The organism is Paenibacillus bovis (assembly GCF_001421015.2).
Classification (GTDB): Bacteria; Bacillota; Bacilli; order Paenibacillales; family Paenibacillaceae; genus Saccharibacillus; species Saccharibacillus bovis.
The window spans coordinates 3,511,910-3,532,129 of record NZ_CP013023.1 but is presented as its reverse complement, the minus strand read 5'-3'; the positions used below and the strand labels follow the sequence as shown (position 1 = coordinate 3,532,129).

The following is a 20,220-nucleotide window of genomic DNA, read 5'->3' as shown; positions in this document are numbered from 1 at the left end:
AAATATAACCTTATGCGTGAGATATGCTTTAATCACATTGATTTGGAGGCGGCAAAAGGAACGGGGCAGCGGTCAATCATGCGTCAGTGTACATGTATACATCGGCGCGTTGAAGCGGAACAGCTGTATCATCCGTAAATGAAAAGAATTTCGAACGCATGGCATCCGGCACCTGGAGCACTGTAGGAGTGGAGAGATCGATCCGGACCGGATGACAAATAGAATTGCATAGCGATTTATCGGAGGTTCGTTCTTTGGAGAAAAAAATACCATTTTCATTCATCGTAGTTATTGGATTAATGCTGTTTGCGCTCTTTTTCGGTGCAGGGAATCTTATTTTCCCAACCATGCTGGGCCAGTCTGCCGGAACCAACTTTTGGCCGGCTAATATTGGCTTTCTGATTACGGGAGTAGGGCTGCCTACTCTGGGCGTTATTGCGCTGGGATTCTCCGGCAAGGATGATCTGCAGTCGCTGGCGAGCCGGGTACATCCTGTATTCGGTCTGGTATTCACTACAGTACTGTATCTGGCGATTGGGCCGCTGTTTGCTATTCCGCGGACCGGTAATGTTTCTTTCGAGATTGGCGTCAAGCCGTTCCTGTCTGCGGACGAGTACACGTTAGCTGCTGCTATTTTCTCGATTATCTTTTTCGGCATTACGTGTTTCTTCTCGCTGAATCCAGCGCGTATCGTCGATATTGTCGGTAAAGTGCTGACTCCGATCAAGCTGACCTTTATCAGTATACTGGTTATTGTCGGTCTGCTGTATCCGCTCGGAGGATTCCAGCAGCCACTGGAGAAATACAGTACACATGCACTGTTCAATGGTTTTCAGGAAGGTTATCTGACCATGGATGCGCTAGCTGCTTTTGTATTTGGCATTATTGTAATTAACGCGATTCGCAGCCGCGGCGCGACCAGCCGGAGACAGATCGTTACCGTCTGTGTCAAAGCAGCCTGTATTGCTGCCGTAATTTTGTCGGTGATTTATGTAGCACTTTCTTATATTAGTGCATCTACCGTTACGGCATTTGGCTATCTGGAGAATGGCGGTCAGATTCTGGCACGGATGTCCAGCTATTACTTTGGTACATCCGGCGGTATTTTCCTGGGGTTGATGATCACGATTGCCTGTCTAACCACAAGTATCGGTCTGATCACGTCCTGTGCTTCATACTTCCATAAGCTGCTGCCGCGCTTTTCGTATAAAAAGCTGGTTGTTGGTCTGTGTATTTTCAGTGCGGTTATTGCCAATATTGGTCTGAATGAGCTGATTACTATTTCGGTACCGGTTCTGACGATCATCTATCCGCTGGCGATTGTGCTGATGTTCCTGACCTTCTGTCATTCCTTGTTCAAAGGGGAACGACTCGTGTACCAGGGAAGTATGCTGCTCGTCTTCATTATCAGTTTGGCTGATGGTCTCAAAGCAACTCCATTCCATCTAGCTGCACTGGATGAATTCCTGGGCAGTTATCTGCCTATGTATACGATTGGTCTTGGATGGGTGCTGCCAGCCATTATCGGCGCACTCGGCGGATATGTAATCAGCAGAGTCCGCAAGGATTCATCGCTGGTTAATTCCTGATTGCACGCTGCCTTCAATGTATATCTCACTACCCGGACAGTTCCCCGAGCTGTCCGGGTTTTTTATAAGAATCAGAGTATGCTGGATAAGGATTGTAGTGCAGTGTATAGGGATTACTCGGGATATAACAAACAGGAACCATAGCGTATGTGCAGGTACCATCATTTCGGGTGGAAAATCACTTCTTATATATAAATTCGGCAAACATCCGCTATTTTTCCGTAAATCGGGTAATACATAACGTACAGCAGATTGGAACACATATGATGGCACCTGTCTGAGAGTCGGACAAAAGACTTCAGACCACATAACCGAAGGAGGCTATACATCATGGAAAAGCGTAAATATGGCAATACGGATATGCAAGTAAGTGTGCTTGGATTTGGCGGTTCGGAAATTGGAAGCGGTGTCTCACAAAGCGAGGTTGATCAGCTGCTGCACAGTGCAATGGATGCAGGGCTGAATATTATTGATACAGCCGAATGTTATGGAGACAGCGAAGAGCTTATCGGCAATGCGCTGGCAGATCGGCGAGATGACTATTACCTGTTTAGCAAATGCGGTCACGCAGCCGGATTCGATGCCCCCGACTGGGATCGCAATATGCTGGAACAGAGTATCGACCGCAGTCTTCGTCGCCTGCAGACCGATCATCTGGATATGATTCATCTACACAGCTGCTCGGAAGAGGTATTGCGCCGGGGAGAAGTGATCGAGGTACTTCAGCGTGCCAAGCAGCAGGGCAAAACACGTTATATCGGTTACAGCGGAGATAGCGCCGATGCATTGTACGCGATAGAGACAGGTGTGTTTGACAGTCTGGAGACATCGGTTAATATTGCCGATCAGGAAGCGATTTCCCTTACCATTCCTCGGGCACGTGAACGTGGTATGGGCATTACAGCCAAGCGTCCGATTGCGAACGCGGCGTGGACACGTGAGCAGGTAGAGCCGCAGGATTATGCTTTTGTCTATTGGAATCGGCTGCGTGACCTGAATTATACATTTTTACAGAACGACGATGTACAAAACAGTATCAAGCAGGCGCTGCGATTTACACTGAGTATTCCCGGTGTGGATACGATGATTGTTGGTACAACCAAGCCTAACCGCTGGTCTGAAAATGCAGCCCTGATCGCAGACGGAGTACTGTCCAAAGAAGAGTTCGACCATATTCGTCAGCGCTGGTTCGCTACTGCCGAATCGGAGTGGGTCGGACAGATCTGATGTAGGCGTATAACGTATAACCAGCCGCTGTATTCTATAACAAATCCGGTCATACTGCATGGTGGATGAGTCGGCAGGTAAGCCGTTTGCGTATACGACCATAGCACGTAGAAGCGATACTTTCCTGACCGAATAATTCTTAAATATCATCACAGCATTAATTATGTATAAATAACCGATAGATCTGCTGTTATCGCTGCAGACTATCGGTTATTTTGCGTGAGTATACATATGTAGAGGTAGGCATATTCAAAATTTGGGTAATGGCTTATGACCTTGTATAACTATAACGATCCTATCCTGAGCAGAGAATTATTTTGGCTCTGCCAACTCGAGGAGGTACAGCATGAATCCATTACTGCCTTATTGCAAAGCGATGTCGGACGATGTTAATCAGGTGCTGGAGCAGACTGCACCGATGAAGCATCCACTTATTGAGTTGATTCGCTATTCACTCCACGAACAACAAGAAGCACTGGAAAAGCTAATCCCTGTATTAACCGCTGACTCGGAGCAAATACATCATGAAGATCATAAAAATCATAAGCCGTCATCTCAGTCCGAGCAGCACTCCGATTCAGCTGCAGTGTCGCTTGATCAGATTCGTTCATATTTGTCGATTTTATATCAGAATAATGAAGTGGCAGAACCGACTATGCGTGCCTGGGTACGAGCTGTGCACTGGATGCCTTCATTTGAGACAGAGCATACCGATCAGGTTCATAGTCGGTATGAGCATATGCGTGAGCAGCTGGATGAGATCGCTGTACATCTGCGTGAAATGTATGGTCAGGCGGCAATCAAGTATGTCGTGCCGACCTTTTATCTGGAGGTGAGCCTATGAGCTGGCAAAAAGAACGTATTGATATGAACATATACAGTCAGGGTGAAGTCGATAAATGGGTGTATAGCACCTGCAATATTTGCTCAATCGGCTGCGGCTGTCATATTGCTGTCAAAGACGACAAAATCGTCGGTATCAAAGGGAATGGACAGCATCCGATCAACCGTGGACGACTCGGTCCCAAAGGGGAAAATCAATGGTATGCCAATAACAGTTCCGACCGGCTGCTGACACCGCTGATTCGCCGGGATAATGGGCAGCTGGAACCGGCGAGCTGGGAAGAAGCAATGGAGCTGATTGTCTCCAAAGCAAAAGAATCCCTGGAGCAGCAGGGCAGTAACAGTATCGCGATCTATTCCACTGGTCAGGGATACCTGGAAGACTACTATACAATTGCCAAAATCGGCCGTGCCGGCCTGCATACCCATTTGCTGGATGCCAATACCCGCCTCTGTACAGCAACTACAGAGTTCTGCCTGCTGCAGTCATTTGGCGCAGATGGAACACCGGCTTCCTTTGACGATGTCGATGTAACCGATACATTGATGCTGTTCGGTCATAATGTAGCGGAGACAGGAACAGTACTGCATGAGCGGATTATGCAGCGCAAACAGCGGGAAGGCAAGCCTTATATCATTGCCGTTGATCCTCGCCATACGTTAACTGCCCGTCATGCAGATCTGCATTTGCAGTTGATTCCGGGTACCAATGTAGCGCTGCTCAATGGACTTGTTCATCTGATGATCCAAAATGGACATATTGATCAGCAATTTGTCGAACAGTATACGATTGGTTTTGATGAAATGAAGCAATCGGTCGCAGATTGGACACCAGAGAAAACGTCGAAGATCACGGGTATTCCTGTAGAGCAGCTGCATGAAGCAGCCCGGGTGCTGGGAGAGACGCCATCCATGGTAACAACGACGCTGCAGGGAACGTTCCAGAGTGCAGACGCTACTACAGCCTGCGTAGCGATCAACAATATGCATCTGATCCGCGGTCAGATCGGCAAGCCGGGCTGCGGTCCGTTGCATATGGCAGGTCAGCCGAGCTCTTCTGCGAATCGTACAGCAGGTGGAGTAGGAACATACCCTGCCCAGCGTAATCCGATGAATCCGCAGCATCTGCAGGAAATGGCCGATCTGTGGAATGTAGAGGAAGAAACGCTGCCCGCCGGTCCGGAAAAAGGAATCGAGGAGCAGCTGGATATGATCGAGCAGGGAAAAGTTACTTTTTTCTGGAATATCGGTACCAACCCGATGGTATCTCTGCCGAACCGCCGCCGTGCACGCAAAGCGCTGGAAAGTATATTCGTTGTGGTGCAGGACCCTTTCCTCACCGAAACCGCCAAGGTGGCCGATGTGATCCTGCCTGTTGCATTATGGGGAGAAAAAGAAGGCACGATGGAGAATGCCGACCGTACGATCAATGTACTTCGCAAAGCGGTAGAAGCGCCTGAAGGTGTCAAAAGTGATCTGCAGATTCTGATTGATTTTGCCCGCCGTATGGGTCTCAAAGACAAAGATGGTCAGCCGTTGATCGGTTACTCGACACCGGAAGAATGTTTTGAAGAATGGAAAAAGGTATCACGCGGCAGACCTTGTGATATGACCGGTATGACGTATGACAAATTGGAACAACACAACGGCATGCGCTGGCCTGCCAATGAACAGCATCCAACAGGAACGCCTCGCTTATACAGCGATTACCAATTTCCGACCGATGCAGATTATTCCCAGAGCTATACCAAGGATCAATTCAGCGGCCGTGCACTGAGCCGGGATGAATTTGTCCGCAAGCAGGCCAACGGCAAAGCTATTTTACATGCGACCCGCTACCTGCCGCCGACCGAGCAGCCGAATGAAGAATATCCAATCTGGCTCACTACCGGCCGTCTGGTCTGGCACTGGCATACCCGGACCAAGACTGCCCGTTCACCTTATTTGCAAATGGCTGCGCCGAATGCCTATGTGGAGATTCACGAAGAAGATGCAGCGGCATTATCTATCGTGCAGGGAGAAGTGGTGCGGATTACCTCGCCGCGCGGCTGGATAGAAGTGCCGGCCCGTATCGGTACAGCAGTACAAAAAGGACTGGTATTTGTGCCATTCCATTATGGTAGCTGGGAAGGTCATGAGTCTGCCAATGATCTAACTGCCGATTTTACCGATCCGCTGTCCAAACAACCCACATTCAAGCAGGCGGCCTGCCGGATCGACAAGCTGCGCAAGCAGCATATTGTAGTCGGGGAAGAATCGGCGGATTATATTGCCGAGCAGTATCAGCTGACTGTCGAGCATCTGCTGCAGGCGAACCGGCTGGTCACGCCTTATGATATCCAGAGCGGCCAGACACTGGAAGTGCCTATTTCCGTCGTCAATGCACCGATTCCTCCTTATATTCCGCAGCGCGGATAGATTGTAATAACGCACATCAATACGGAGATATACTACTTCGGTGATATGATATACTAGAGCTTATATCCGTTATAAAGGAGAATCACTATGCTGATTATTTTGCTGCTGTGCTGCATGATTGTGGGGCTGGTCGCATTTAGTGCAAATAAAAATCTCTATGTCGCACCCACTGCAGCCGGCAGCATTGTTATGGCGCTCGGTATTTTCATCCAGGGAGTATGGCAGCATATGTCCGGACAGAGCCCGGATAGTCTGATGACCAGAACACTGGTGATCGGTACGACACTGGTCTGGCTGTATCTGCTGGTGAGCTATATTGCCTCGATCCGCCGATCCAGCTTTTATCGGGATCATCTGGCTGATCCGGTGCAGCGGTTCGGCATCGGCACCTGGGTGGCAGGTACATCGACGCTTTTGATTAATTTGTTCGCCTCATTCGGTGTCTACTGGGTGCAGGAGACCATTCATATTATGGCTGTGCTCAATGCAGGGCTATGGTTGTTTTTACTGTATTTTATGTGTCTGGGCTGGTACCAGATATTGCTGCAAAAGCAGTATGACCGCATCCACGGCGTATTGCTGCTGTCGACCGTGTCCACGCAGTCCATTGTGCTTCTTTTTCATCAGGTGTTCAGTAGTGGGTATGTAGCATTCTGGCTCAATCAATCCATGATAGCGCTTGGATTATTATTTTATCTGATCAGTGTCTCACTGATTCTGTATCGCTACAGCCGCAGACCCGATCGTCTGATCGCGGACTGGACGGATACAAACTGTATCTTGTATGGCGCGCTGGCGATTACTGGTGCAGTCGTTCAGGCGACCCATGCATGGAGCGATACCGCTATTCTGACCCTCTGGTGGATTACACTGCTTATTCTGATCGTCGTGGAATGTACAGAAGGAATACGAGCGATTCTGCGGATTCGTCAAAAAGGCTGGCGCCACGGCATTGGCATCTATAATACAGCCCAATGGACAAGACTGTTCACACTGGGGATGTTCTATTTCTTTACGATGCGTACCGAACCGCTCTATATCGAACATACCAGATCAGCTTTGGCTCAGGATATCCATCGCTGGATCCTGAATGGTGGCGCGTGGATCATCAGTATTCTGCTTATTATTGAGCTGATTCTGTGGATTCAGGCGATTATTGCCCGGCGTTCTGCCCGGATCGAAGGGGATAACCAACCTTCTTCCATGGCCGAATAATCTGCAGGAAGTCCATCCTGCCATAATAAACAGGTAAATGAAAAATAAATAAAAAGATCGTGCATACTCTTTTGAGCCGAAGGGCAGGGTGTTTTCAAAGCCCGCAGCATTGAACACAAGCTGCATACGAAGAGAGTAAAGCACGATCTTTTTATTATTTCTGCAAAAGGTTGCTTGACTTGGAGTGCACTCCAAGTAGTAGGCTTTCTATAGGCGGCCGCCCAACCATACTTTAATTATAAAGGAGACGGTATAGATGACGCAGGAACAGACAGTTTTGATTACAGGTGCCAATAAAGGGATCGGTTATGAAGCAGCTAGACAGTTAGGACAAAAAGGATATTACATTTATCTGGGAGCACGTCAACCTGCATATGGACAGCAGGCAGTAGAGAAGCTGCAGAGCGAAGGTATTCAGGCAGAGTATGTACAGATCGATGTAACCGATGTAGCAACGATCCATAGCGCGGCAGAGCAGATTCGCCAACGTTCGGGTTCACTGGATGTACTGATTAATAATGCAGGCATCGTAGCAGGTGGTAATGTTCCGAGCGAGGAGAAGATCGAAGACATTCGTACTGTCTACGAAGTTAATGTATTCGGTGCTATTCAGGTATTGCAGATCATGCTTCCTTTAATCAAAGAAGCGCCGCAGGGACGAATCGTCAATGTATCCAGTGGTCTTGGTTCGCTCGCATTCAATAGTGATCCGTCGCATGAACATTATAAAGCCAATTCGCTGTCTTATAATAGCTCCAAAACAGCACTCAATGCAGTGACTGTCATATTTTCCAAGGAATACAAAGAAACTCCGATCAAGATCAATTCAGTAGACCCCGGCTATACTGCAACTGATTTGAATGGAAACAGCGGTCCACGTACAGTGGAACATGCTGCGCAGACAGTAATTGGTTTGGCGCTTATCGACGAGAATGGTCCTACTGGGCAATTTTATGATGAGAATGGACCTATTCCTTGGTAAGCTATACATTTATAAGGTAACACTTATTTAGGAAAATATGGTCTGATGAGAGGATGAGCAGGATGATTGAGATACCGGATATGCCCATGACCATACGTGAGGCTGCTGAACTAACGGGACTCAGTGAAGATACACTGCGCTACTATGAACGCATTGATCTGCTGCCACCAGCAGAGCGCAAGTCAAACGGACACCGTTTTTATACGGCCGAGCAGGTACAGGGCATTATTTTCATGACCCGGCTCAAATCGACCGGAATGACATTGGAAGAAATGAAAGCATTCCGTGCGCTCATTAGCCAAGGAGAGAGTACGCTGGAACAGCGCAAGACGATACTTAGACAGCAGCATGAACATATTAGTAGTGAAATCCGGAGACTGAAGGATGTGCAGGAAGTGCTGGAGTACAAGCTTAACCACTATGATCGATTATCCACCAATCCACAGGTGGAAGATATGGGCTGTGAGCTTTCGGACCCTTATCGGGAACAATAAATAGGGTATGGCTGCTTATTCCTCTTCATCATACGAATAAAAGAAGGGGTTTACCTGAACTGCGTTTTTCGCGTGCAGTATCATACAAGCTCTTCCTATCGACTTGCATATCAAAAAAAGAAGCCGCTTCCGATTCCATCGGGGCGGCTTCTTTTTGGATAGTAGAGTATGAATGTCGGGAGTATTAGTTTACAGCTGCTCGCCATTGCTGGCGATAACTTGCTTGTACCATGCAAAGGAATCTTTGCGTGAACGAGCCAATGTACCATTACCGTCATCGTCCTGATCCACATAAATGAATCCGTAACGCTTGGACATTTCGGAGGTGGACATGCTCACCAGATCAATTGGTCCCCAGGCGGTATAGCCCATCAGATCGACACCGTCTTTGATCGCTTCTTTCATCTGTTCGATATGCTTGCGCAGATAGTCGATACGATAAGGATCATGCACAGAGCCGTCTGCTTCGACTTTATCATAAGCACCCAGACCGTTTTCCACGATAAACAGCGGTTTCTGATAACGATCATACATGGCATTCAGTGTGACACGCAGACCGATCGGGTCGATTTGCCAGCCCCAGTCCGATGTTTCCAGATAAGGGTTCATTACACTGCCAGCCACCAGATTACCGGCCGCTTCGTTGCCGCCTTCCGGGTTCTCGGCGACAGTGATACTCATGTAATAGCTAAAGGAGATATAGTCGACGGTGTATTGTTTCAGGAGCTCATCATCGCCATCTTCTTTGTGCAGGACAATATTATTTTCTTCAAAATAACGGTCCATGAACTTTGGATATTCGCCGCGTGCGTGAACATCGGTAAAGAACAGGTTCATCTGATTCGCCAGCTGTGCCTTGCGGATATCTTCAGGGTTACAGCTGTTTGGATACGTTTCCATCCGGGCGAGCATACATCCGATTTTGGCATCCGGAATAATTTCGTGGCACAGTTTGGTCGCGATCGAGCTGGCTACAAACTGGTGATGCAGCGCTTGATACATCCCCTGCAGTTTATTGTCCAGTCGGTCAACAACAACACCACCGCCGGTAAATGCACTTATGGTAATTACATTGATCTCATTGAACGTCAGCCAGTACTTCACTTTATCTTTGTAGCGTCTGAATACGGTCTCCGCATAACGGGTGTAGTGTTCAACAACTTCGCGGCTTACCCAGCCATTATACTTTTGGGTAAGGCCCAGTGGAGTCTCATAATGGGATAAAGTGACCAGCGGCTGGATACCGTGCTTGAGCAGCTCGTCAAATACATCATCATAGAATTGCAAACCTTCTTCATTGGGCTGCTCATCATAACCGTTCGGGAAAATACGTGACCAGTGAAGGGACATACGGAATACTTTAAACCCAAGCTCGGCAAACAGCGCGATATCTTCCTTGTAACGATGATAGAAGTCGATACCGTCACGTTTTGGGAAACGGGCTTCAAATTCGCCACTCAGAATTTTTTCGATGCGTTCGGAAGTAATCTCCATAGCATGGGAAATTTCTTTGCTGCGTTGTTCTTTGGGAATATAGGCGATCATATCCGCACTGGACAATCCTTTGCCGCCTTCATTATAACCACCTTCGAGCTGGTTGGCAGCCGTTGCGCCGCCCCAGAGGAAGTTTTTCGGAAAACCCTGGATTACACTGGACATAGATATAACCTCTTTCTGTTGGGAAGTAGTAAGACCGGTAAAGCAGACTATACCAGGATGATTAGAGCGCCAGGGCAATAAAAAAAACCTAAACCGGAACAAAAGCAGCATTATTCAATGCCGGTTTCGTTGCCAATTTAGGTTTTGCCTGCTTCACCAGTAACAATCCTGTTTTAGTTGTACATTCACATTGTATATCATTGAAAAAACGTTTTCAAGTTTTTGTGGATGTTCACTATTTTGACCATGTTCATGTCGATTTTTGTCTTATGCATTTGATTTGGATAGCGTATAATAGCTATATTATGACATAAGGAGGTGAAGACTTTGGCCGAGTTCCATGATTTGCTCCCGTATCTGCTATCCATCGGGCTGATTCTGACCGTGGGTTATGCGTACATCGCTCACCTGTACTGCGGCATTACCGAATTCTGGACAGTCGGCGGCAAATCGCGCCAGCATTATTTCTATCCGCTGATCCTGTCCATCAGCAGCCATCCTGCACCACTGCGCCTTTCGCGCATGATACGCAGGAAAGAAGCGCCTGATGATGATAGTTCCGATTGCATCGCCTCGTTGATCCCAGGTAGAACCCATCAACGAGGAGGAACAACATGGACACGATCAAAGGATTCACATTTACGGGCAAAAGAGGCCGTCTGCTTGGCCTGATATTGGCATTGATGATGGTAGTACTGCTGTCCGGCTGTGGTACGGGCGGGGCTACCGAGATTCATTCGGATACACCGGGATTTTTTAATCACTATGTAGTATTCCCGCTGTCTTACAGTATGCAGCATATTGCTTCATGGTTTGGCGGGAGTTACGGGTTGGCGATCATTGTACTGACGTTGACTGTACGCTTTGCGCTGATGCCGCTGATGATGAGACAGGCCAAATCCCAGCAGGCCATGAAGCAAAAGATGAATATTATGCAGCCGGAGCTGGACCAGCTCAAAAAGAAATATGAGAACAAAACCGATACAGCCTCCAAGCAGCAGCAACAGCAGGAAATGATGGAGATCTACAAAAAGCACAGCTTCAATCCGCTGAATATCGGCTGTCTGCCGATTCTGATCCAGTTGCCGATTCTGTCCGGTATGTATACTGCGATCCGGTTGACGCCAGAGCTGTCTACGCATTCGTTTCTCTGGTTCAAGTTGGGACATCCCGACTGGATTATGGCGATCATCGTGGCGATACTGTATCTGTTCCAGGCCAAGGTGTCCCAGGTCAATATGACACCCGAGCAGCGCAAGCAGTTTGCAATAATGGGATATGTATCGCCGATTATGATGGCATTTTTCTCATTTAGTGCACCCGCAGCGATGCCTTTGTACTGGATGGTCAGCGGAACGTTCCTGATTCTACAGACCCTGCTGTTCCAGCGGATGTATCCGGCTCAGCCGACAGCAGCTATTGCCGATGTGGCCGTACCTTCTGCGACACTGGATGCAGCTGCAGCCGCTTTGGATCATGAAGCCGATCGGATCGCTTCACCTGCCCGCAAGCAGGGAAAAGGAAAAAATAAATCGTCCCGTGCCAAAGGCAAATCCGGCAAAACAGCATCCAATACCAAATCTGCCCGCGTTTAGGTAAAAGCCTTTACCGGAAAGCAGGCAAAATCATACTATCAATGATTCGAGGATAGACTGCTTAAAGATATTTTGCATAGATCACATTTTTATCCTTATCTATTTCAAAATGATAGCCATCCTGTATTTACCGGGATGGCTTTTCTGTGGAAAAATATACATACCTATTCATCAATAACGGGTATATTTCTGGTAAGCTATACGTATATAGATACTCATACTGTTATAGAGAGAATACAAGAGTGAAGGGAAATGAATCATGAAAGCAATTCTGATTGTTGTCCAGATCATGCTGCTGTACGCTATTTATCTGGCAGGCAGCTATGTGCAGGAGTGGCTGAATCTGCCAATTCCCGGCAGTATTATCGGCCTGCTGCTGCTTTTTATTTTGCTGCTATGCCGGGTCATTCCGGTCTCCTGGATCGAGAAGGGGAGTACGACTATATTGTTTTATCTGCCGCTGTTTTTTATTCCGGCAACGGTAGGAGTGATGAATCATCTGGATCTGTTTGCAGGTAAAGGATTGCTGCTGGTTGTAGTAGTTATTGTCAGCACCATCCTCACTATTGCAGTCGCCGGACATGTAAGCCAGTGGTTGGCAGGAGGGCCGGGTACCCGTGCAGCCAGAACCAGCGACAGCTCCAGGAGTACGAATCTGACTCAGGAGCCTGGCGCCAGTAGAAATGGTGTCCAATACCGGGAAAAGGAGACACGGATATGAATATAATGCTGAGTGCGGGCATTGTCGTGTCGACCGTATTTATCTATGCGATTATGGCCATGATCTACAAAAAATTCCGCCTGCCGGTGCTGATGCCCGCACTAACAGGAACAGTGATTATTGTAGTCGTACTGCTTAATCTCAATATTCCATACAGTACTTATATGAAAGGGGGTCAATGGATCAACCAGCTGCTCGGACCTGCTGTAGTGGCACTGGCGTATCCGCTCTACAAGCAGCGTCATCAGCTGTTGAAAAATTGGCTGCCTATTATCGGCGGATCCCTGGCAGGCGTATTTGCAGGTATGCTCAGCGGGATGCTGCTTGCGCTGGCACTGGGATTCAGCAAACCATTCATTTTATCCATCGTACCGAAATCGGTGACAACGCCGGTAGCGATTCAGATCGTCAATCATCTGGGAGCAGACTCTTCGCTTACCTCGGTATTTGTCATGATTGCAGGATTTACAGGGGCGGTATGTGGCGTCTATCTACTGCGTCTGTTCCGGATTCACCATGTCATCGGCAGCGGTATTGCCCTAGGCAGCTCATCGCATGCTCTCGGAACCGCTAAAGCTATGGAGATCGGAGAGCAGGCATCTTCGATGAGCTCAATCGCTATGACCATTAGCGCAATCGTTGCATCTTTTATCGCTCCGCTGGTCGTATGGATTGTATTTCATTAATTTTAATTACTATTATTCTCCAATTCGATTGCTTGACTTTCTAAAAGAAAACCAGTCATTATCCAACGAAAACGGCAAGCTCTATAGTACATTAGAGCTTGCCGTTTTTTCGTATTCAGTATTTTGACATTGCATATACGGTGAGTTTGTACAACGGTTGGTGGTTTACTGCTTGTTGACGATTACCTACTATAATATTGGCCTTACAAGATATGATGAATAATAATGGTTGCACTACGAAATTATTATAATTGTGCTGCAAAATCATGATCATTGCGCTACCGATGTATCTGTTTGATCTACTGCCTACCGGCTGCAGCCGGATTGCTCCAACTTATTGCTTTTTGCTGTACACCAGTTTATCCCAGCGCCACATCCAGAATCATCATCACGGTAAAGCCAATCATCAGGCACATGGATGCAAAGTCCTTGTTGCCTTTTTCCTGCGAGCCGGGAATGACTTCTTCGGCGACGACAAAGATCATCGCACCGGCAGCAAAGCACAGTGCATACGGCAGCAGTGGATCGATCAGTGTAACTGCGAGCACACCTAGCACAGCAGCAACAGGCTCTACCATGCCGGACAGTTGTCCATAGAAAAAGGCTTTGCGCCGGCTCATGCCTTCTCCGCGCAGTGGCATGGATACAGCCAATCCTTCGGGAAAGTTCTGAATCCCGATCCCGATTGCCAGTGCTACTGCGCCTGCGAGCGACTCTGTGGACGTGCCGTTAGCTACCGCGCCAAAAGCAACCCCGACCGCGAGTCCTTCGGGAATATTATGGAGTGTAATAGCAAAAACGAGCAAGGTACTGCGGCGTTTATTTTTGCTGCCTATTCCTTCGGCCTGATTGCTGCTGGAAGAAGGGTGAATATGCGGAATAACCTTGTCTGCTCCCCACAGAAAAAGCCCCCCTAGCATAAAGCCTACCGCTGCCGGAATCCATGCAGGCAAAGAGCTATCTTCCGAAGCCATCTCCAGTGCCGGTGCGATCAGCGACCAGAAGCTGGCTGCAATCATAACTCCGCCAGCAAAGCCGAGCATACCGTCGTACACTTTCTGGTTCAGATTTTTGGAAGTGAACACCAGCGCTGCTCCAACCGCGGTCATGCCCCATGTAAATAATGTTGCCACTAGAGCCTGCATTACAGGTGTAAGCCCGGCAAAAAAATCAATCATATGTAGCTGTCACGCTCCTCGTCGTATGGTCTGTTCAGAGTAGATAAGCTGCTGCTATGTTTGATTACCCAAATCAGACAAGCACCCATCAAATGCCGCAGACAAGAAAAATAACATCCACAATAATATGTAGAAAAATGTCGTAAATGATCTAAAAAGTGAGTGAAGTTATATAACAAAATAAACCTATTCTCCGATATTAAGTAAAGAAGTTATTTACTCTAGTCAGGGGGCAAGCAGGTGAAAAGAAATTACTTATCCAGAATATTGGCTGCATTTCTGGCAGTTGTACTGATATGGACCGGAGCCGTTCCGGGTGCGAGCCAGGCTGCAGCACCGGTGATTCAGGCGATTAACAGCCCCGTTGCATCATGGCCAGCCAGCTTTACACCTTATGCGGATCGCCAGGGAAATGTATTTTACGACCCGGCCAATGAACCCGGTATCAGTCCGGATGATGTCGATTTTCAGAGTGGCGTATCCAAAGGATCGGGAGATAAACCTTCCTTTTATGCAGCTGGAGACGGGAGCAATCTGTTTTTCCGTATTCGTCTGCTCGGCGATCCGAGTGATAGCAAGGGAGGATTTCTGTCCTCGGTATGGATGGTGCAGGTTCTGCAAAATGGGGTACCGCGTGCCACTATAGGCCTGGACGGCAAATCACCACATGAAGACTATATTTATGTATCGAATGCGACAGGATCTGTTATTCATTATATTAATAAAACCGATTCTTCCGGCAGCAAGGTTCCCGGTACACGGGTAACTGAGGATACCAATGCAGATTATTTTTTGGATATTCAGGTGCCTGTAAGTGCACTGACGGATATCGACTCCAATATCAAGTCTTCATCAATTTTACAGTTTAACTTTGCTACCTCCAAAGCGGCCAATCTGGCTGTTATTAATAAGGATGGAATGCAGGGGGCAGGCGCTTATGCTGTGATGAGTCCGGCATTTGCTATGTATCGTCCGACTATTGCTATTACAGGACTTGGTGAGACCGCTACCACTTTCCCGGCTTCGATCAGTGGTACAACAACATCGGCGCGTGATCAAAGTTCGGTAGCAGTAACCATTAACTCTGTTACTCAATCCGGAATATCCAAAACGTACAATACAGTTGTAAATCAGGGCAGCTGGACGATCTCGGGGATATCGGGATTGCCTGCCGAAGACAGTTATCTGGTTACAGCCAAAGTAACTAACGAAAATCAGGATACTGCACAGGCAAGCCAGAAAATTGCTATATTCAGTGATCTGTCGAATGTGACCATTAATGGCAAGGAAGACTACTCTACTTATCAATTCCCGTCTTCTTTTGGTGGAGATTATATCCGTTCGACCGGCGGTGCCCGCAAAGTGGATCTGAACATCTACCAGTTGTCGAATTCTACACCTCCTGTACAAACATCGGTATTTACCAAAACAGGTATTGTTGTATCTGGCAATCCTGGCAGCTGGAACAGCGGAACGCTCACATATCCGTCTGGACTGACTGCAGGCAAAACGTATCAGATTGTGGCTGTAGCAGCCAATAATGCGCAGATTCTCGATACACAGACGATTCATTATCTGTCCAGCAATCTGGCGATTACGTCCCCGGCTAACTCTACTCGCGGAACGGCTACACCTGTTATTACAGGTAAAGCCAATCCGGGAGAAAAGGTGAAGCTGACGATCGATAATGCTGCTTATCAGGAAATACAAGCAGGCAGTGACGGCAATTGGTCTCTTACGATCGATCGTCCGTTGCCTCCCAACGCGAGCACCACAACCTACCATGTCATCAAAGCCAGCGTAGTGGATGAGGCAGGCAATACGCAGACAACAGGCGCTCTGAATTACGGAGTCGATGACGTATCCGTCAGTATCGAAAATGGCTCTCATGCCTATACGTACTATACCAATGTAAATCCTGTACTGCGGGGAAGATCGACAGATACATCCGTCAATCTGAAAATAACCAATGATCAGGACCCTACAGATAATCGTACGTTTAATGCTGTTCCTGTATCCAATGGCAAATGGACATTGGCAGTTCCGTCCGGGCACCCGCTGCTAGACCCGGCAGCCTATACGGTAGTGGTAACAGCAGGCAGTAATGCCAGCAAACAGGCTGTATTAAAACTTCGTGTAAAAACAAAAACCAATATCGCAATTCAGCGTCCTGCTTCGGGTGGAAGTGCCAGTGTGCAGGCCAATGTATACGGCACGACCGAGCCTAATGCTTCGGTCAATCTGGTGATTGATAATACGATTGTTACTGATGTCACTGCAGATTCAGCAGGACTGTGGAGTTATACTCCTACCTCTCCTTGGTCGCAGACTTCTCATACGGTCAGAGCTGTAACTGCAGATGAAGCAGGCAATTCGGCCGAAGATGTTACTTTATTTCAGGTAGGCCGTCCGCTTCCGGTACATGCGGTTGGAAGTATCAATGGAGAGGGAACAGTAACCGTTTCGGGTGCCGAACCTTTTGCATCTCTGATACTGTATAGCCCTGGGCGACAGCCGATAAGTAACGGCATAGCAGATCAGACAGGCCATTATACGTTTGTCGGTGTTCCTTTTGATCAGAAATATACAGTAACCCAGACAGTAGATAGTCTGGAAAGTGACTTCTCCAATGCTGTTGATGTAGAAGCCACGGTTATTATAAGCCCGAATGCTCCAGACCCTGTAACGGCGACCGGAGATGTATATGATGGGGAAGGCATGATTAATGTCACCGGAGCTGTCTACCGGGCCCAACTGCAGCTATACAATGCAGAAAATGTAGTTATCGCAAATGGTACAGCAGAGGAAAATGGAAAATATACTTTCCGTCATGTACCGTCAGCTGCAGGCTATACAGTTACTCAAACAGTTGACCAGCTGGAAAGTAGACACTCCAATATCGTCAATATTGGATCAACACCACCTGTTCAGACGGCGCCGGATCCTGTAATTGCAACAGGCAGCATCAATGACGCTCGTACGGTCAGCGTCTCTGGTGCACAACCGTCCGCATCGCTCAAGCTGTATCGTGAAGGCATGCTGATTGACAATGGCAGAGCAGACCCAGCAGGGATGTACACCTTTACTAGTGTTCCTATTGCCGATCATTATTACGTGATTCAGATTGTGGAAGAAATAGCTTCTAATCCATCCAATAAAGTCAATGTAGAAGCTGAACCAGAAGCAATTCAGGCTGTGCTCAAGCTGAGTGCCAATCCTGCCCGGATTCTGGCAGATGGTAAAGCAACTACCCAGCTTACAGCAGTTCTTACAGATCTGGATGGCAAAGCAATCGCCGGCGTACCGGTAGGATTCCGCTCCCTGTCCAACGTAGGCACACTGCTAAAAGATGGACAACCACTGCAAAACGGTGAAAAAATAGTGACAGATAATACCGGCAAAGCGGTAGTAACATACCGCTCGGCAGCTACCGAGACCGATCAGGAAATGCAATATATCGTCCAAGCTGCTGCCAACGATCCAGATCGTGGATTGGAAGCACAGGATCAGATTATGATTGCATTCCAGCCGCCTGCTATTAGCGGTATCGTCACACGTGGCACTGGTAATGTTCGTGTTAACGGAGCAACCGTCAAAGCATCTCTCGATCTCAATGGTAACGGAGTGATGGAGCCGGGTATCGATTTTATCAAGTCCGTTGTAACCGGTGCAGATGGCTCTTATAATATTACGGTTCCACGAGCAGATCAGCAGTATGCACTCGAGATTACCGAAATGATGGATATCGGAGGTGTATCTACTCCGATCAAATATAATCAAAAAGCAATTGTAGGTTCTGTCAAAGGGGATAATCAGCAGAACTTCAATTCTGAAAAAACCGTTACAGGCGTTCTGCTCATGAAAAAGCCTGATGGCTCGACCGGTATTTTGCAGGACAGCTTCCTGAATAAAACCAAAGCATATTTGATGAACAAGGCAACAGGAACTTATATTGCAGACAGCAGCGGACATCCCAAAGCATTTGCTATGCAGGACAATGGGGTATTCAGTGCGGAAGGTCTGGAGAATGGTTCCTATACGCTGGATATTCGGTATGATCTGGGCAGTGGTCAGGAAATCACGGTTACCCAGAGTAGTGTACAGGTAACAGCAGATGGTGAAATGAATATTTCCCAGGAGCTGGTCGATCCGTATGGTACAGTAACTGATCAGAACACAGGAGCCCTTATTCCTGGAGCGACGGTTACACTGTATTATGCCAAAACCGATCGTAATGGCAGCAAGGCAGATACAAAAGTAAGCCTGCCGGCTATTCCGGGATTTGAACCGAATAATAATGCGAGTCCGATCCAGCTAACAGATGCCAAAGGATTCTACGCGTATATGGTCTATCCATATACCGATTATTATCTGCTGGTTCACAAAGATGGTTACGCCGATTACAGAAGTGAGACGATTTCGGTAGAAACTGAGATTGTACGCAAAGATATTCAACTGGCGCCGCTGGTCTCCTCATCAGGTGGTCACTCTGGCGGAGGAACCTCCGTTTCTGTAGTATCAGGTACACCTCATGTCCGTGTCAGCGTTACAGCAGACAAGACACAGGTAGAAGAAGGCTCAGTCAGCACGCTTACTGTAGATTATCAGAATGACGGAACAGCTTCTCTGACCAGCGGTACTGTTAATCTGAAGCTGCCGGTCGGCACAGAAGTGATCGCAGCAGATGGAGGAGCAATCAATACGACCACTGAAGCAGTCATGGTGGGCTGGCCGTTATCTCAAGTGAAAACGGGGCAAAGCGGCAAGTTTACCATTCAGGTGAAATGGCCTCAGGCTCATGCAGCCAATGAGAACATGGTAGTTGCTGCTTCTGTCACCTCCGGAAGCAGTGCAGAAGAAACCGCAGATCAATTGTCATCCGTGATGATTCGGGTGTTCTCCCAGCGTTATGATCATCTGGGACACAAGCGGTATATGCAGGGTTATCCAGATAGAAATTTCTATCCGAATCGTTCTCTGACCAGAGCCGAACTCGCTGCCATGGTTGCACGTCTGACCGAGGATGCAGGCACAGCCACCAGAGCAGGCTTCAAAGATGTACCTGTCGGCTACTGGGCGGCAGATTATATTGATATTGCAGTGAATGAGGGGTATTTCCAAAAAGGAACGTACTTCCGTCCAGATGAGCCGGTTACCCGTTCAGAACTCGCAGCAGTAGTTACACGTTTTAAACAGCTTCCGATCAGTCCGCTATCGACGTATCATTTTAATGATATCAAAGACCACTGGGCAGCCAGTGCGATTGAGCAGCTGTATCAGAACCAATGGATCAAGGGCTATCCGGATGGAGCATTCCGTCCGAATGCCAAGATCAGCCGTGTAGAAGCTGCGACAATGATGAATGTAATGCTGAACCGGGGACCGCTGCGGAATCGTGAAGCCATGTTCCCTGATGTACAGCAGGGATACTGGGGATTCGGTAATATTCAGGAAGCAGCGATCTCGCATGAATCGATCATTAATGCAGAAGGCAGTGAAGACTGGATTCAGGATCTATCCCAGGAGATGCGCTAATTAATCGCAGGACTTTTTACAACAGAACCAGATATAAATCAAAGTGTGAATAGCAGTATATTCAAAAAGCCTTCTTTC

The 20,220-nt window shown here is 47.8% G+C and carries 13 protein-coding genes and 1 pseudogene; 12 read left to right on the top strand and 2 right to left on the bottom strand.

What is annotated here, in order from left to right:
* Positions 1 to 254: 254 nt before the first annotated feature.
* The 7 genes from brnQ to AR543_RS14955 all read left to right on the top strand — a co-directional run bounded on the left by brnQ (position 255) and on the right by AR543_RS14955 (position 8,768).
* Entirely contained in the window at positions 255 to 1,589 is a 1,335-nt protein-coding gene (gene brnQ, locus AR543_RS14985) for a branched-chain amino acid transport system II carrier protein (protein ID WP_082472243.1), read from the top strand.
* Between the two features lie 330 nt (positions 1,590 to 1,919).
* Positions 1,920 to 2,816, top strand: coding sequence for an aldo/keto reductase (locus AR543_RS14980; protein WP_060535275.1), 897 nt, complete (start codon positions 1,920 to 1,922; stop codon positions 2,814 to 2,816).
* Between the two features lie 346 nt (positions 2,817 to 3,162).
* Positions 3,163 to 3,660 (top strand): hypothetical protein, encoded by a 498-nt coding sequence (locus AR543_RS14975; protein ID WP_060535274.1) that lies wholly within the window; start codon positions 3,163 to 3,165, stop codon positions 3,658 to 3,660.
* Positions 3,657 to 6,077, top strand: a complete 2,421-nt coding sequence (locus AR543_RS14970; protein WP_060535273.1) for a molybdopterin-dependent oxidoreductase — start codon at positions 3,657 to 3,659, stop codon at positions 6,075 to 6,077. The genes AR543_RS14975 and AR543_RS14970 overlap by 4 nt, the downstream gene beginning before the upstream one ends.
* A gap of 87 nt (positions 6,078 to 6,164) precedes the next feature.
* Positions 6,165 to 7,292, top strand: coding sequence for a TDT family transporter (locus tag AR543_RS14965; protein WP_060535272.1), 1,128 nt, complete (start codon positions 6,165 to 6,167; stop codon positions 7,290 to 7,292).
* 256 nt (positions 7,293 to 7,548) lie between these two features.
* Positions 7,549 to 8,274: an SDR family oxidoreductase gene (locus AR543_RS14960; protein WP_060535271.1), complete on the top strand. Its 726-nt coding sequence runs from the start codon at positions 7,549 to 7,551 to the stop codon at positions 8,272 to 8,274.
* A 62-nt stretch (positions 8,275 to 8,336) separates the two neighbouring features.
* Positions 8,337 to 8,768, top strand: a complete 432-nt coding sequence (locus AR543_RS14955) for a MerR family transcriptional regulator (RefSeq protein ID WP_060535270.1) — start codon at positions 8,337 to 8,339, stop codon at positions 8,766 to 8,768.
* A gap of 189 nt (positions 8,769 to 8,957) precedes the next feature.
* Here the strand turns inward: AR543_RS14955 and AR543_RS14950 are convergent, their stop codons facing one another.
* A complete protein-coding gene (locus AR543_RS14950) occupies positions 8,958 to 10,427 on the bottom strand; it encodes a glycoside hydrolase family 1 protein (protein WP_060535269.1) in 1,470 nt (489 codons plus the stop codon).
* 327 nt (positions 10,428 to 10,754) lie between these two features.
* On the opposite strand from AR543_RS14950, the gene AR543_RS24445 reads away from it, so the two are divergent.
* From AR543_RS24445 to AR543_RS14935, 4 genes and pseudogenes are all read left to right on the top strand, one after another.
* Positions 10,755 to 11,099 (top strand): hypothetical protein, encoded by a 345-nt coding sequence (locus AR543_RS24445; protein ID WP_162495392.1) that lies wholly within the window; start codon positions 10,755 to 10,757, stop codon positions 11,097 to 11,099.
* Positions 11,042 to 11,813: pseudogene (gene yidC, locus AR543_RS14945) on the top strand (membrane protein insertase YidC); the annotation flags it as partial. The gene AR543_RS24445 and the pseudogene yidC, both read left to right, overlap by 58 nt.
* Positions 11,814 to 12,281: 468 nt before the next feature.
* The gene (locus tag AR543_RS14940) at positions 12,282 to 12,743 is read left to right on the top strand and encodes a CidA/LrgA family holin-like protein (RefSeq protein WP_060535267.1); all 462 of its coding nucleotides are present in this window, start codon (positions 12,282 to 12,284) and stop codon (positions 12,741 to 12,743) included.
* Positions 12,740 to 13,429 (top strand): LrgB family protein, encoded by a 690-nt coding sequence (locus tag AR543_RS14935; protein ID WP_060535266.1) that lies wholly within the window; start codon positions 12,740 to 12,742, stop codon positions 13,427 to 13,429. The genes AR543_RS14940 and AR543_RS14935 overlap by 4 nt, the downstream gene beginning before the upstream one ends.
* 359 nt (positions 13,430 to 13,788) lie before the next feature.
* Here AR543_RS14935 and AR543_RS14930 read toward each other — a convergent pair whose 3' ends face one another.
* Positions 13,789 to 14,607, bottom strand: coding sequence for a ZIP family metal transporter (locus tag AR543_RS14930; RefSeq protein ID WP_060535265.1), 819 nt, complete (start codon positions 14,605 to 14,607; stop codon positions 13,789 to 13,791).
* Between the two features lie 240 nt (positions 14,608 to 14,847).
* Between AR543_RS14930 and AR543_RS14925 the strand changes: the two genes are divergently transcribed.
* Positions 14,848 to 20,142 (top strand): S-layer homology domain-containing protein, encoded by a 5,295-nt coding sequence (locus AR543_RS14925; protein ID WP_145953922.1) that lies wholly within the window; start codon positions 14,848 to 14,850, stop codon positions 20,140 to 20,142.
* The last annotated feature ends 78 nt before the right edge of the window (positions 20,143 to 20,220 follow it).

Bases quoted from the DNA above. Each gene is read 5' to 3' on its own strand.
- AR543_RS14980 (WP_060535275.1), top strand. From the start codon at position 1,920: ATGGAAAAGCGTAAATATGGCAATACGGATATGCAAGTAAGTGTGCTT.
- AR543_RS14975 (WP_060535274.1), top strand. From the start codon at position 3,163: ATGAATCCATTACTGCCTTATTGCAAAGCGATGTCGGACGATGTTAAT.
- AR543_RS14970 (WP_060535273.1), top strand. From the start codon at position 3,657: ATGAGCTGGCAAAAAGAACGTATTGATATGAACATATACAGTCAGGGT.
- AR543_RS14965 (WP_060535272.1), top strand. From the start codon at position 6,165: ATGCTGATTATTTTGCTGCTGTGCTGCATGATTGTGGGGCTGGTCGCA.
- AR543_RS14960 (WP_060535271.1), top strand. From the start codon at position 7,549: ATGACGCAGGAACAGACAGTTTTGATTACAGGTGCCAATAAAGGGATC.
- AR543_RS14955 (WP_060535270.1), top strand. From the start codon at position 8,337: ATGATTGAGATACCGGATATGCCCATGACCATACGTGAGGCTGCTGAA.
- AR543_RS14950 (WP_060535269.1), bottom strand. From the start codon at position 10,427: ATGTCCAGTGTAATCCAGGGTTTTCCGAAAAACTTCCTCTGGGGCGGC.
- AR543_RS14940 (WP_060535267.1), top strand. From the start codon at position 12,282: ATGAAAGCAATTCTGATTGTTGTCCAGATCATGCTGCTGTACGCTATT.
- AR543_RS14935 (WP_060535266.1), top strand. From the start codon at position 12,740: ATGAATATAATGCTGAGTGCGGGCATTGTCGTGTCGACCGTATTTATC.
- AR543_RS14930 (WP_060535265.1), bottom strand. From the start codon at position 14,607: ATGATTGATTTTTTTGCCGGGCTTACACCTGTAATGCAGGCTCTAGTG.